Origin of the sequence: Streptomyces sp. V4I8 (assembly GCF_041261225.1) — a bacterium.
GTDB lineage: Bacteria > Actinomycetota > Actinomycetes > Streptomycetales > Streptomycetaceae > Streptomyces.
Map to the genome: position 1 here is coordinate 9,874,848 of NZ_JBGCCN010000001.1, position 12,965 is coordinate 9,887,812.

A 12,965-nucleotide genomic window follows, 5' to 3' on the forward strand; every position below is an offset into this window, starting at 1 on the left:
CCGGGGCCCTCCGGACCGTGTCACCCGCAACCGCTCCCTCGCGGGCCCGGGTGACACAGCCGGAGACACCCCGTCGGCCTGCCCAGCGGCTGACGGGGCTTGGTGCCGCTCGGCCGCGGGACGACTGACTCCCCGTGAGCCCACCGGATCCGGGGTCCCGGTCGGGCGACGAGCGGCCGACCGGGACATCGGGCTCAGGAAAGGTCGAACCGGTCGAGGTTCATCACCTTGTCCCACGCGGCCACGAAGTCACGCACGAACTTCTCTCCCGCGTCGCGGGCCGCGTACACCTCCGAGACGGCTCGGAGCTGGGAGTGCGAACCGAAGACGAGGTCAACGGCGGTGGCAGTCCACCTGACCTCGCCCGTGTCGCGATCCCGGCCTTCGAACACGTTCTCATCCGAGGTCGACGCCTTCCACTCCGTGCTCATGTCGAGCAGGTTGACGAAGAAGTCGTTGGTCAGCTCCTCCGGCCGGTGGGTGAAGACGCCGTGTGGGGACCCCTTGAAGCCGGTGTTCAGGGCGCGCATGCCACCGGTGAGAACCGTCATCTCGGGCGCGGTCAGGGTCAGCAGGTTGGCGCGGTCCAGCAGGAGGGTCTCGGGCGACAACTTCTCTCCCGACCGGAGGTAGTTGCGGAACGCGTCTGCCTTGGGTTCGAGCACGGCGAACGACTGCACGTCGGTCTGTTCCTGAGAGGCGTCCGTGCGCCCCGGTGCGAACGGGACGGTGATGTCGTGCCCGGCGCGCTTCGCGGCCTGCTCGACGGCCGCGCACCCGCCCAGGACGATCAGGTCAGCGAGCGAAACCTTCGTCCCGCCGGTCTGTGAGCGGTTGAAGTCCTGCCGGATCTGGTCGAGCGCCTGCAACACCTCCGCCACCTCGGGTACGGCATTGACCTCCCAGTCCCTCTGCGGTGCGAGCCGGATCCGCGCCCCGTTCGCCCCGCCGCGCTTGTCGGTGCCGCGGAAGCTCGCCGCCGACGCCCACGCGGTGGTGACCAGCTGGGAGATGGACGGGCCCGCGGCGAGGATCCTGCTCTTGAGAGCGGCGATGTCCTCCTCCGTGACCAGTGGGTGATCGACCGGGGGGACGGGGTCCTGCCACAGCTGGGGCTCGGGAATCCACGGGCCGAGGTAGCGAGAGAGCGGGCCCATGTCACGGTGCAGCAGCTTGTACCACGCCTTGGCGAACGCCACCGCCAGCTCGTCCGGGTTCTCGTGGAAGCGCTTCACGATCGGCCCGTAGACCGGATCCACCTTCAGCGCGAGATCCGTCGTCAGCATCATCGGAGCGTGCCTCTTCGACGGGTCGTGGGCATCAGGCACGGTGCCCTTGGCCGAGGGATCCGTGGGAGTCCACTGCTTCGCACCGGCAGGGCTCGTCGTCAGCTCCCAGTCGTATCGGAACAGGTTGTCCAGGTACCCGTTGTCCCACCTGGTCGGCTCAGTGGTCCATGCGCCCTCGAGGCCGCTGGTGAGCGCGTCGGTGCCCTTCCCGCTGCCGTACGTGTTCCGCCAGCCGAGACCTTGCTGCTCGATGAGGGCCGCCTCGGGTTCCGGGCCGATGTACGTGGGGTCGACCGCACCATGACATTTGCCGAAGGTGTGGCCGCCGACGATGAGCGCGACCGTCTCCTCGTCATTCATCGCCATGCGTCCGAATGTCTCGCGAACGTCCCTCGCGGCAGCCACCGGATCCGGGTTGCCGTTGGGCCCCTCCGGATTGACGTAGATCAGTCCCATCTGCACGGCACCGAAAGGACCGGAGAGTTCCCTGTCGCCGCTGTAGCGCTCATCCCCGAGCCAGGTGTCCTCGGGCCCCCAGAAGATCTCCTCCGGTTCCCAGATGTCCTCTCGCCCGAAACCGAACCCGAACGTCTTGAACCCCATCGATTCCATGGCACAGTTTCCGGCGAAGACCAGAAGATCGGCCCAGGAGACTTTCCGGCCGTACTTCTGCTTGACCGGCCACAGCAAACGGCGTGCCTTGTCGAGGCTCGCGTTGTCCGGCCAGCTGTTGAGGGGGGCGAAGCGCTGCGCCCCGCTGCCGCCACCGCCCCGGCCGTCTGCGATCCGGTACGTTCCCGCGGCGTGCCAGCTCATCCGGATGAAGAGCGGCCCGTAATGGCCGTAGTCGGCGGGCCACCAGTCCTGAGACGCCGTCATCACGTCGAAGACGTCCTGCTTCAGCGCGTCGACGTCGAGGGTCGCGAACTCCTTCGCGTAGTCGAAGTCCTCGTCCATCGGATTGGAACGGGATGAGTGCTGGTGGAGAACCTGAAGATCCAGCTGATTCGGCCACCAGTCCCGGTTCGTCCTGGGGCGGGTCGACGTCGGGGTGGGGGAGGGGATTGCTGGGTTCTCGCTTTCACTGCCGGACATGCCCGTCCTTCTTCCTGTCTTGGTGGGTCCTGCGGCTGGCTGCTGCTCCTGACGTTGTTCGCATTGCTGGTGCCGAGCAATTCGACACGCACGCGGAGCCCGCCACATCGCCCACCCGCTGGAAACGTCTGCCGGCCCCGCGGAATGCAAAACAGGGCCGGCGGGCGAGCAACGGACCACCCAGCCCAGGCCCGGCAACGGGCCCCTCACCACCGTCCCCGAGGCTGCGTAGGATCCGAACCTGGAGAATCCGGCCCGTTTCACGGCCGAACCGACTTCGTTCCCGGAGGCGACATGAGCAGCGCCCTTCTCGTGATGGACGTCCAACGGGCCATCGTGGACCTCGTCGACGCGGACGCCGACGCCGACTCCGGATACCTGCCACGCGTACGCAGGGCGATCGACGGGGCCCGGGCGGCGAACATGCCCGTGATCTACGTCGTCATCGCGTTACGTCCCGGCTTCCCGGAGGTCGGCACGCGCAACAGGGCACTCGCTGCCATCGCGCAGGCCGGCCTCTTCGTCGAAGGCGCCCCGGGCACCGAGATCCACCCCGAGGTCGCGCCCCGGCCCGGCGACGTGGTGGTGACCAAGAGGCGGGCGAGCGCGTTCTCGGGCAGCGATCTCGACGTGGTGCTGAGGGCGCGCGGTATCGACCGCCTCGTGCTCACCGGCATCGCCACCAGCGCTGTGGTGCTGTCCACCCTCTGCCAGGCGAACGACCTCGACTTCGGCCTCACCGTCCTCTCCGACGCCTGCCTGGACCCCGACCCGGAGGTGCACCGGGTCCTCATCGAGCGGCTGTTCCCGCAGTGGGCGGATGTCGTCACCGTCGAAGACTGGCTCAAGACGACTGCACCTCAATAGCGGTTGCCAAGAGGGGAGGTTCCACTTCCGGGTGCAGAAGCCGTTGCAGTCGTCGATCCGCAGCCTTGTGCCGTTCGTAGGGGCGCCCGCGGGGATGCCCCGGCAGCGACCGGACTGCGGGTTGCCGAGCGACTCGTAGGCCTGGTGCTGCCGCGTCTCCACGGTAGGCCGGGTGGTGACGCTCGCCCGAAACTCGAGCCCAGCTCGGCGACGCTGCAGCACGGCGCCGAACCGGACGGGACGGACCAGACCGGCACGCGGCAAGGTGGGCCGGCGTTCACCGTCGTCGTCGGCGATGTCCGGGCCGGGGGGCTTGCGGTGGCGGCCGCCGGAGCTGCGCAGAACCGCCATGTCTTCGCGCTCCGGAGGTTCTGGGTCAGTGCGTCGGCCTGGTGGGAGGGAGGAGGAGGCGGACACCGCCGGTCAGGCAGCACCCCCACCTCCTCGCCTCCGGGCGCCGGAGTCGCTGGCAAACCTGCAGGTCCGGGCGGTCGCTAGCTGTAGCGCGGGATGTTGTCAAGGGCCGACATGCGCGCAGAAGTGTGATGGGGTGTCAGCCTGATCCCTCGTGCGGCGCAACGGTGGTGTCAAGTCGCTGTCACTTGAGGCTTTCTGATGGCCCATCACCAACGTGACCCCGGGCATTCGAACGCCCGATCAGCCCCTTTTGCTGCCCGCCAAATATTTCTGAGGTGGCGACAGAATTAGGCATGAGTATGTTCATTCATAACCGGCCGGCTCGGCTGACATCGCTGGGAGATGGAGGAGAATTCCTGTGAGAAGGAGAATCAGAGTGCGTACGCGTACCGTGGTCGCGATCGCATTGTCGGTGGGCGTCACCGTCCTTGCTGCAACCAGTGTGAACTACGCTTCGGCTTCGAGTTCCGCCCCCAAGTTCGTCCCGTCGGTGAGGGAGGCCGCTGCCTCTGTCCCCCAGGGAGGTGACGGCCAGACGAACTACAACTACCAGGACGAGGATCGTGGAAACGACCGGAGAGAGGACCGGGGACGGATCTACGTCAACGAGCGGACGTTTTCGGCCGAGCCGGGTGTGTGCACCGCTGTGATCAGTAGTCCTGCGGTCTCCTTCAACGTCCGAAACGAGAGTGACCGGACCGTCGAATTCTTCACCGGGATTACCTGCGACAACGGCGCCGCTATTGCGACTGTCGGGCCCCGGAACTCCAGTAGTGCAATTGCCGGCACGCCGGTCTTCGACGGGCTGGTGGTGCCTTTCGCACTGGTCGGCAGCTTCCGGGCGATCGAAAAGCATCATCGTCACCACTGACCCCCCACGCGGACCAAGGGCAGAGACAAGCCCGTCTGTGTGGCACTTGGCCCCGGCCCGCCGTGATGGGGCCGGGGCGTGCCCGTCGGGGACCGGCGGCAGGGTGTTGTGTGGGGGTGGGGGAGGGCGGGGGTGCAGTGGTGGCGTAGGGCTCCAGCCGGCCGGGCAGACTGCGCACGCCGCGCCCCGGGCGGAAGGTTCGGTGACGGAGGGACCAGCAGTGCGGCGAGGACCATTGGGCACTGTCGAGGCCACGCCGGTCAGGCCTGGGCCGGTGCGGGTCGCTGTGACCAGCAGCTGTCCGAGCAGGGCGGCGGCCGCTGTCACCGCGAGGGCCACGTCCGCGGTGCGCAGCGCCCCGTGGTCGAGCCGGCACCAGCAGGCCGCGGCCAGACGTCGTACTGAAAGGACGACGACGAGGTCACCGCGCTGCGGCATAAGACAACCCAGCTGTGCCTCACGCTGCGCGACGGCCAACTGGCCACGAAGAAATGTCTCGCTGAAGATGAGGCAGCGACGCGGTTCATCGACACCGGATCCCACTCGCCCGGTGCGACGATCATGAACTACGTGAGCCGACATCGTGTGTCGGCCCCCGCTCCCCAGCACTGTGTGAGCCCGGGTCTGCGTTCGGTTTGTGAGGCTGGTGGCAGCTGATGTGCGGTTAGGTTGGCGGGATGAAGATTCTGCATCTGTCCGACACACACCTCGATCGCGTCGGCGGCCCGGACGCCGACGGGGCCGATGGCGCGGCGGCGCTTCGCCGGATGCTCGCGGACCTGGTCCATTTACGCGATCTCGATGCACTCGTCGTCACGGGAGACGTGGCGGACGATGGATCGCGTGAGGCTTACGCGCGGGCCCGTGAGCTCGTGGGCGGCTACGCCGAGGAGCGGGGCGCGTCGGTGTTCTACGCGACGGGGAACCACGATGAGCGGACGGCGTTCAGCGAGGTGCTGGGCTGTGGCCACGCACGCCCCGACGCCGTGTATGACGGGCCCGAGGGCGAGCGGGCCGCTGCGAGCACGGTCGGCGGCTGGCGGGTGGTCACTCTTGACTCCCTCGTGCCGGGCAAGGGCTACGGGAGGATCGGCCGGGGCCAGCTGGACTGGCTGGGTGAGGTCTTGGCCACCCCCGCGGCGCATGGCACGCTCCTGGCCTTCCACCACCCGCCGGTCGCGTTGGAGGTCGAGGTGCAGCGGGCCCTCGGGCTGCAGGATGCCGACGAACTGGGTGCGGTGATCCGCGGAACCGATGTGCAGCTGATCCTCTGCGGTCACTTCCATCTTCAGATCCTGGGGCGCCTGGAACAGGCGACGGTCTGGGTCACGCCCGGCATCGTCAGCCGCATCGACCTGACCGCCCGGCCCGGCACCGAGCGCGCCGTGCACGGCCCTTCGGCCTCCCTGGTCCGGCTCGGTACGCCCCACGGACCGCTCATCCATACCCTTCATGCCCGTGATCCCCGCGTGGGCGAGACGGTCTACGAAGCCGATGAGCAGGAGATGCGCGAGGTGATCGAGAAACTCGGCCCGGCGCGGATGAGCCCGAACTGAGAAGCGTCGTGCAGGGTGTGACGTGCCGTCCGGCAACGGGGCCGGGCGGCGGCCACCGGCCGTGCTGGACTCATGGCTGAACGAGTGCGGGTGTGGGGAGCCGGCGACGATGAAAGGGGGCGCCCGCTGCCGATCATTCGCCGGGGTACCGGGTCGCTGGTGACCTGACAGTGGGTTCAGATGATGCGGCTGCCCGCACAGGGAATCAGCGAGGCGAGGATCGCAGAGGCGCGTTCACCAGCACCTCCCCGTCCTCCGATGGGTCCGCGATGTGATCCACAACTTCTACGCCCTCCACACGCGACACTAGTCCGGCAGGCTCGCGAGCTCCGACGCCCACCGCCGCATCCCTGGGTCCTCCGCAACGGCGGCATAGCGCTCGAACTGATCTCGGCATTGCCGCCGAAGGATGCCGCCGGGGATGGTCGGGACTCGGGTGAACTCCTCCCCGGGCCGCAGCGGTTGCCATACGGCCCCGACGTTGGCTGCGCCATCGCTCGGGGATTCGAGTCCGTACCAGACCTCCGAGACCCCCATCGCCATAGCGGCTCCGAGACACATCAGACACGGTTCCAGAGTTACGGCAAGAACCAGCGGGTCGGAACGCTCTCGCCACCCCAACCGCTGATCAGCATCGATCATTGCCAGCAGATCGGCGTGGACCAGCCGCCGGTCGAGCTTCTGTTCCTGTGTCTATGCCCGCCCAACGATTTCACTCCCCATGGCCACCACCGCGCCGATGGGCAGCTCGCCCGCAGCCAAGCCTTCCTCGGCGGCCTGGATGGCCAATCCGACCAACTGTTGGGGAGTCATGCTTCGCGGCTCCAGGGGTGATCCGTTTGTCAGTTCCCAGCTCGAAGAACCTCGACGCGGATGGCTGGACTCATCGTGCACCGGAGCTCCGGCCGGACGGAAGGCGCGGTGAACAGGATCAAGAACAAACCAAAGGGTGTGGTGGGCTGAGTAGATCGCCGTTGAATACGTTGAACTCCAGTGAGACCGCAAGGGACGGGGATGTCGGGGAGACTGCCCATAGGCCGGGCCGAGGAGCGACTTCGACGCGAGCTGAGCTCAGAACGACTTGTGGATCCCTGCGATCCAACGGGCCAGCAGGGTGTCGGGGTCGACGACCGCGCTCGATCTCCTGCGCCCCGGCCTGCCGTCAGCTCATCCGGACGCGCACGCGCGCTCCACCCGGCTCCCTGTCCAACGCCCGCCCGGCAGCCGGCCGGCCGCTACGAAAGCTGTCAGGGCGCCGAACGGGATGGCTGCGACCGGTTCTCGTTCAGACACCACCTTCGATCAGCGAATACCCTGGCTTGATGTTGGGCACTGGGCCGATATTGGTGTAGTTCCCTCCGGCGAGCGTGGCTGTAAAGGCCGTCGCGGTTGTACCGTCGCTCTTGTAGAACAAGAGGCTGTCCGAGGTGCGGCCGACCTTGTTCCAGTTACCTGCCGTCCCGATATCTTGCAGCGGGCCGACGCTACCGCCGGTCGCCCGGGCGACCGTGAACAAGAAGGTGCCTTCCGCGGGGTTCAGGTTGGTCCTGGCGAACATTGAGTCTTCGGTCCCGAGCATCGGGCCGAAGCCACCGTGGCCCTGATTCCGGTCGTACACGTTCCCTGGGAAAACGACACCGTCTTTGAGTTGAACGTTGCCCACGTGGGTGTAGAGCCCGTCTTTGAGGCTGCCGTAACTCAGCTCGCCCGCCATGATCTTGTTGGGATCCTTCCACCATGAATCCGTGAAGAACATGGTGTCCTTCGAGCCGGCGATACTTTCCCACCCGATCTTGAAGGTGGTGTACGACTGTATGTGCTCATATTCGCCGTTCGTCAGTCTGCCGGTGTCCGCGTGGCCGTTTTGCTTGTTGTAGAACAGCACGGAGTCGCCCGAAGCCTCTACTTCCTGCCACCCTGGGGCGAAGTCGTCACGGGTGTTTACGCGCGTGTACTGGCCGTCTTTGAAGGTGCCGGTTTCCCCGGTACCGTTGTTCCGGTTGTAGAGGAGGAGTGAGTCCCGGCTCGCGGCCGCGTGAGAATATCCCGTCGGCAGGGTGAGGGTAGCTGTCTGTTGCCAGTGTCCGGCTTTCACCGTTCCGGCCACGGCCGCCCCCGTGGTCCCGTTGTAGAACAAAAGCGTGTTGTTCGGTGTTGAAACAGGGATTCCCATGATGTTCCTCGGTTCACCTGTGCGCTGACCGCGAGATAGTGTATTTCGCGCGATTCCCCTGAGTGCTTTTCAGGTCACATGGCATCGCCAAATGATCGCCGCCATCATCTCGCCGCCCGGCATCTCGTGTTTGTAGCGAATGGTGATCTTGGGGTGGCGGGCTCTACGCCGCGGCTGCTTCCCAGGCGCGGATGACCGCGGCGATTTCATCGGGACCGGGTTGACCTGCAGGGTTGTGAATATGGCGGGCGGCGATGATCGTCCGGCGAAGCTTGATCACCATGTCGCTGAACGCCGGGGTCGCCTTCGTCGCGTACCAGGGCTGTCGTGCGCGCCGGTCGGCGATGTCGGCGGGGTGGTGCCCGTGGGCGGCGTACCAGAGGACGACGATGGTGTAGACGGCCAGGCCGAAGGGGACGGTGCGCTCCACCGCGCGCCGGGTGCGGTTGCGGGCCTGGCCGACGCCGAGATCCTGGCGCATGTGCTCGAAGATCGATTCGATCGGCCAGCGCGTGCCGTACCGTTCAATGAGGTCGTCGGCGGGACTGACCAGGTCGGTGCTGATCAGAGCGAGGTCGTACGGGCGGGTCGAGTTCAGGTCGCGGATCAGGACGAGGCGGACCGGGAGGTCCTTGAAGGCTCCGTACCACAGGCATTCCCTCTCGGTGATCCACACGAACTCCATGCGCCCGTAACGCTCCACGACGGCAAGGCGCCATGTCGCCGTCTGGGCAATCGCGGTCAGTGAGCCCAGCGCCCTGCCCTTCTTGCGGGGCCGTCCCCGCTTGTTGGTCTTGGGCGGGGTCGGCGCGGACAGGGCGGCGTTGCGCGGGAGTCGGGTGGTGAAGGTGACCGACGGGGGCAGGTCGGCGACCTTGCCGGAGTGGTAGGCAGCGTCGCCGGTGACGTGGAGAGTGCGGCCGGGGAAGAGCGCGGCCAGGTCGTGGACCATCTCCAGGGCCAGGTCGGTGCGGGAGGCGGTGGCCTTGCCCCGCCACAGCCGGGCGGCCACCGGCACAGCGACCGGCTTGGCGAGGAAGGGCAGGCGGACCACGACCGCGCAGATGACCCAGGTGTTGCCGAACCCGAGCTTGTCCTTGCCCCGCCCGGAGCCGTCATGCGCCCACAGCGCCCCGAAGACCTTCCTGCCGACCCGGTGCAGCAGGGTGTCGTCGACGACAGCCAGGATCGGCGCGTCCGCTGGGAGCAGGGCTTCGACCACGGCTCGGGCCAGGCGCAGGCCGAGCTGGTCGGGATCCCACGAGGCCTCAGAGAAGAAGGCGTGGGCCCTGCGGTGCGGCCACAGCCGCGACAGTCCCGCCCCCGTCAGCATCCCGGTGACCGTACGCCGCCCCGTCTGCGCGGCCATCCCGGCCACCAGATGGCAGAACGTCTCGAACGAATGCTTCGTGAAACACGGACGAGTGACCTGCAGAACAAGCAGCAACGACGCCGGTAACGTCATCCCCGGAACCATCAGCGGCAACTTCCTCGCTTCGAGGCGGTTGGATCAACACCGCTGATGGTTCTTCACGTTCAGCCTGACGTTCCGCAAGCCACTCAGCGGGCTCACCCGAACAGGGAAGCCACTATCTGTTCAAGATCACGATTCTCCGCAAAGTCGAGCGGCATTGCGTCCTCGGAAATCGCGCGATCCATCCAGTCCGGAAGTCGCAGCGCCGACTTCGGCGACCGGGCAGTCCGTCGCCCAGGGAAACCGGCCTGCGGCGATTGCCGTGGAACAGTTCCTCTGCTCTCTCTCGATCCATCGGAACCTCGCCGTGAACTCAGGATCAGGTGCGGACGGTGATCTCCCAGCTGCGCAGGGTTCCCGCGCTGCCCTCGACCGCGTCCGTGATCTTGAGCTTCCAGCTGCCCGTCACCGCGTCACCCACCAGCGGCGCCAGGAGCGACGGCGGCTGTGAGGTCAGGGTCAGGCGAAGGTTCTTGGTGTCGCCGTCCGTGCGGTTGTGGATCACGGCGCGGCGGCCCGACGGCGCCAGCAGCACCACGCGCAGATCGCCGATACGGCGGTGCTCGATGTCGAGCTTCACCGTCAGTTCCCTGACCGTGCCCGTGCCCTCGAGCGAGATCGCGTCGGTCAGACCGCCGGTGTCCTCGTCGGGGATCGCGGCGGCTGGGGCCGACCGACCCGCGATCTGCCGGCCCGCGACTGCCTGCTCGCCGGTACGGAAGGTGATCACATCGCCCGGGGGACCGATCTGGGAGACGGTGAGCCCGGCTTCGCTGCCGTCCCACCACAGGGACGGGGGGCGGCTGCTGTGCGACACCGCGGTGCCGGGCGACGGACCGTAGAGGTCCCCGCCGTCGCCGCCGTTCTGGCCGGTCTCCAGATCCATGTGGCCGTCCGCCTGAAGGAGCGCGCACTGGTAGTGGTGTACCTGGTTGCCCTGCTGGAACTCGTTCGACCCCTTGACGTCGCAGTGGTAGACCGCGAGGCCGCTGGAGGTCAGCCGGGAGTCGAAGCCGAGCCTGCTGCGGTTCTCGATCAGGTAGTACTCGACGTTCCTGCGGCGCGGGTTGTGGTAGATCAGTGCCTTGTTGTACTCGCCCTGCCTGGCCTCGTAGGAACCAGGCTCGGAGATGTCCACGTCCTGGGTCCAGTCCACGAGGCGGCGCAGATAGACGCACACCGCGGACGGGAGGAAGCCGTCGCCCAGGTTGTTCCCGGACGCCATAGCGCAGTAGCTTCCCATGCCCTCGCTCGTGAAGTTGTCACCCTCCCGTTCGACCGTGCCGTAGTCGTAGAGATCGGGCCACCGGCACAGCAGGTGTCCGCTCTCGTGGCAGAACGTGCCGATGCTCAGGTCAGCCACTGTCTCGCCGATGCTGGTGATGGTGTACAAGTCCGACCGCACATCGCCGATCTGGGCGGGGAAGCGAGAGTTGTGCGGCCAGAGGTCCTCCCGGAACTCCGTACGGCCCGCGTACATGATGCAGATGGAGTCGACGATGCCGCGGTCGAGGGAGTCGAAGCGACTGAAGTCCACTCCGGCGTCCAAGGCCGCCTGAAGCGCCTCGGGTACGAGTTCGCCCCGGTGCTGCACGAGGCCGTACGCGAGCCTCGGGCGGCTCATGCGGAGCGGGCCGACGACGGTGTTGGTGAATCTGAGCTTGCCGGTCGACATGGTGCGGAAGTACTCCTTGACGGAGCAATGGTTGCCGTTCGCCGTGAAGTTGGGGCTGTTCAGCAGGGCGGAGACGTCGTCGACCGTCACGTCCGTCGGTGTGTCCGGGAAGTCGACCAGGATCGTCAGGCCCTGGACATCGCCTTTCGTCAGGGCGAATCCGGGGAGCAGACCCTTGGCAGGACCGAAGGTGAGCAGGGTCTCGGGGTTGGTTGCGGCCCGCTCCTCCTCCGGGATCCCTTCCAGCGCCCGGCCCATGAACACCTCTCTCCGGTAGAGCTGGCCCTCCCTCAGATGCCGGGGCAGCCCCTCGGGGGGCGGTTCGGAGATGAGGATGCCGCTGGAGACGAACCGGCGTTGGGCGCCGGCGCTGTCGGTCTCCGCGTAGCAATAGGCGCCGCGGTCGGCGTCGTAGGTGACCGAGTAGCCGTCGAGGTTCTCGTATCGCGCGTATTTGTCGTCCCCGAAGGCGACGAGGTGAACATCGCCGCCCTCTTCCTGGCTGAAGGTGAGCGTGTCACCGAAGATGCCACTCATTGCAGAAGACCTCCCCATCGGCACACGAGGGACCTTGCCCTCAGTGTGGAGGGCGGGGGAGGGGACGCACAGGGCAGAAGCACCCACGTCGGCCAGGGGCAGCGTTACCCCTTCCAGGAGGCCGCCGGGATGATGTCGTGCGTGATGGCGAAGCGCGTCAGGTCGGCTCGTCGCCGGGAGCCGATCTTGTCGCGGAGCCGGTCCAGATGGGAGTGCACGGTGTGCTCGCTGATACCCAGCCGTACGGCGATGGCGTGATCGGTCTCCCCATGTGCGACCAGTTCCAGGATCTGACGCTCGCGATTCGTGACGTGGCAGGACGGCCCTACGTCCGGACGTACGGCGAGATCCGCGGAGATGTATGAGCAGCCATCAGCGACGAGCCGGATCGCGGCCAGCAGCTCGCGTTCGTCGGCCTGCCGGCTGAGGCAGCCACGGGCACCGGCGCGCATCGCGGGCACGGCGTGCTTGTCCGGTCCGGAGGAGAAGACCAGGACGGAAGCGCCCTCGGCGGTGAGCCGTCCCACCACGTCCGACAGACATACGGGTGGCAGCTGGAGGTCCACGAGCGCGATGTCACCCGGTCCGACTTCGGCCACGGCCTCGTCGGCCGCCCGCGTGGTGAGGGCGAGCGCGAGACCATCGGCCTCCTCGACGACATGGGCCACGCCGTTGCGCAGTAACGGGCAGTCGCCGACGACGGCGACACGTCTCACGTCCGCACTCATGGGCGCCTCACTCCGACCGGGCCCGCGCCCCGGGTGCGGGCATGGCCTCACAGCTCCAGTTTTGTCCGTCCGGAGCGGTCCGGCATGCCGAGACGTCGGAAAGCCGCCACGGGCCAGGAGTGGGCGTGCCGAGCGGTCGGTCGTCAAGGGCTGGGCGACGGCTGTAGGGGGCGTGGTGGCGGTGGCGGTGGGGGTATTCCGTCGATGTGGTTCCCTCGTGGCCGGCAGAGACCCGATGGCAGGCTTCGCCGCTGCCCTGGACCCGCGGTGGTGGGCAGTGGCC

General features: G+C 67.3%; 8 protein-coding genes and 1 pseudogene. 3 read left to right on the forward strand and 6 right to left on the reverse strand.

Features of this window, described 5'->3' with window-relative positions:
- Positions 1 to 194: 194 nt before the first annotated feature.
- Positions 195 to 2,384 carry a catalase/peroxidase HPI gene (gene katG / locus ABIE67_RS44880; RefSeq protein ID WP_370267576.1) on the reverse strand — a complete coding sequence of 730 codons (2,190 nt, stop codon included), beginning with the start codon at positions 2,382 to 2,384 and terminating at the stop codon, positions 195 to 197.
- A 294-nt stretch (positions 2,385 to 2,678) separates the two neighbouring features.
- Here katG and ABIE67_RS44885 point away from each other — a divergent pair, with 294 nt between their 5' ends.
- The 3 genes from ABIE67_RS44885 to ABIE67_RS44895 all read left to right on the forward strand — a co-directional run bounded on the left by ABIE67_RS44885 (position 2,679) and on the right by ABIE67_RS44895 (position 6,095).
- The gene (locus tag ABIE67_RS44885) at positions 2,679 to 3,251 is read left to right on the forward strand and encodes a cysteine hydrolase family protein (RefSeq protein ID WP_370267579.1); all 573 of its coding nucleotides are present in this window, start codon (positions 2,679 to 2,681) and stop codon (positions 3,249 to 3,251) included.
- Between the two features lie 793 nt (positions 3,252 to 4,044).
- A complete protein-coding gene (locus ABIE67_RS44890) occupies positions 4,045 to 4,539 on the forward strand; it encodes a hypothetical protein (RefSeq protein ID WP_370267581.1) in 495 nt (164 codons plus the stop codon).
- Between the two features lie 677 nt (positions 4,540 to 5,216).
- Positions 5,217 to 6,095, forward strand: coding sequence for a metallophosphoesterase (locus ABIE67_RS44895; protein ID WP_370267583.1), 879 nt, complete (start codon positions 5,217 to 5,219; stop codon positions 6,093 to 6,095).
- 306 nt (positions 6,096 to 6,401) lie between these two features.
- On the opposite strand, the pseudogene ABIE67_RS44900 reads toward ABIE67_RS44895, so the two are convergent.
- The 5 genes and pseudogenes from ABIE67_RS44900 to ABIE67_RS44920 form a co-directional block, all read right to left on the reverse strand.
- Positions 6,402 to 6,764, reverse strand: a pseudogene (locus ABIE67_RS44900) (deaminase); the annotation flags it as partial.
- Positions 6,765 to 7,380: 616 nt separating this feature from the next.
- Positions 7,381 to 8,268 carry a hypothetical protein gene (locus ABIE67_RS44905; RefSeq protein ID WP_370267585.1) on the reverse strand — a complete coding sequence of 296 codons (888 nt, stop codon included), beginning with the start codon at positions 8,266 to 8,268 and terminating at the stop codon, positions 7,381 to 7,383.
- A gap of 163 nt (positions 8,269 to 8,431) precedes the next feature.
- Positions 8,432 to 9,733 carry a transposase gene (locus ABIE67_RS44910; RefSeq protein ID WP_370251558.1) on the reverse strand — a complete coding sequence of 434 codons (1,302 nt, stop codon included), beginning with the start codon at positions 9,731 to 9,733 and terminating at the stop codon, positions 8,432 to 8,434.
- Between the two features lie 328 nt (positions 9,734 to 10,061).
- Positions 10,062 to 11,954: a M6 family metalloprotease domain-containing protein gene (locus tag ABIE67_RS44915; protein ID WP_370267587.1), complete on the reverse strand. Its 1,893-nt coding sequence runs from the start codon at positions 11,952 to 11,954 to the stop codon at positions 10,062 to 10,064.
- Between the two features lie 104 nt (positions 11,955 to 12,058).
- Positions 12,059 to 12,682 (reverse strand): LuxR C-terminal-related transcriptional regulator, encoded by a 624-nt coding sequence (locus ABIE67_RS44920; RefSeq protein WP_370267589.1) that lies wholly within the window; start codon positions 12,680 to 12,682, stop codon positions 12,059 to 12,061.
- Positions 12,683 to 12,965 lie beyond the last annotated feature (283 nt).

What these genes read in the sequence shown, in the direction of transcription:
- katG (WP_370267576.1), bottom strand. Translation starts at nt 2,384, where the DNA reads ATGTCCGGCAGTGAAAGCGAGAACCCAGCAATCCCCTCCCCCACCCCG.
- ABIE67_RS44885 (WP_370267579.1), top strand. Translation starts at nt 2,679, where the DNA reads ATGAGCAGCGCCCTTCTCGTGATGGACGTCCAACGGGCCATCGTGGAC.
- ABIE67_RS44895 (WP_370267583.1), top strand. Translation starts at nt 5,217, where the DNA reads ATGAAGATTCTGCATCTGTCCGACACACACCTCGATCGCGTCGGCGGC.
- ABIE67_RS44905 (WP_370267585.1), bottom strand. Translation starts at nt 8,268, where the DNA reads ATGGGAATCCCTGTTTCAACACCGAACAACACGCTTTTGTTCTACAAC.
- ABIE67_RS44910 (WP_370251558.1), bottom strand. Translation starts at nt 9,733, where the DNA reads ATGACGTTACCGGCGTCGTTGCTGCTTGTTCTGCAGGTCACTCGTCCG.
- ABIE67_RS44915 (WP_370267587.1), bottom strand. Translation starts at nt 11,954, where the DNA reads ATGAGTGGCATCTTCGGTGACACGCTCACCTTCAGCCAGGAAGAGGGC.
- ABIE67_RS44920 (WP_370267589.1), bottom strand. Translation starts at nt 12,682, where the DNA reads ATGAGTGCGGACGTGAGACGTGTCGCCGTCGTCGGCGACTGCCCGTTA.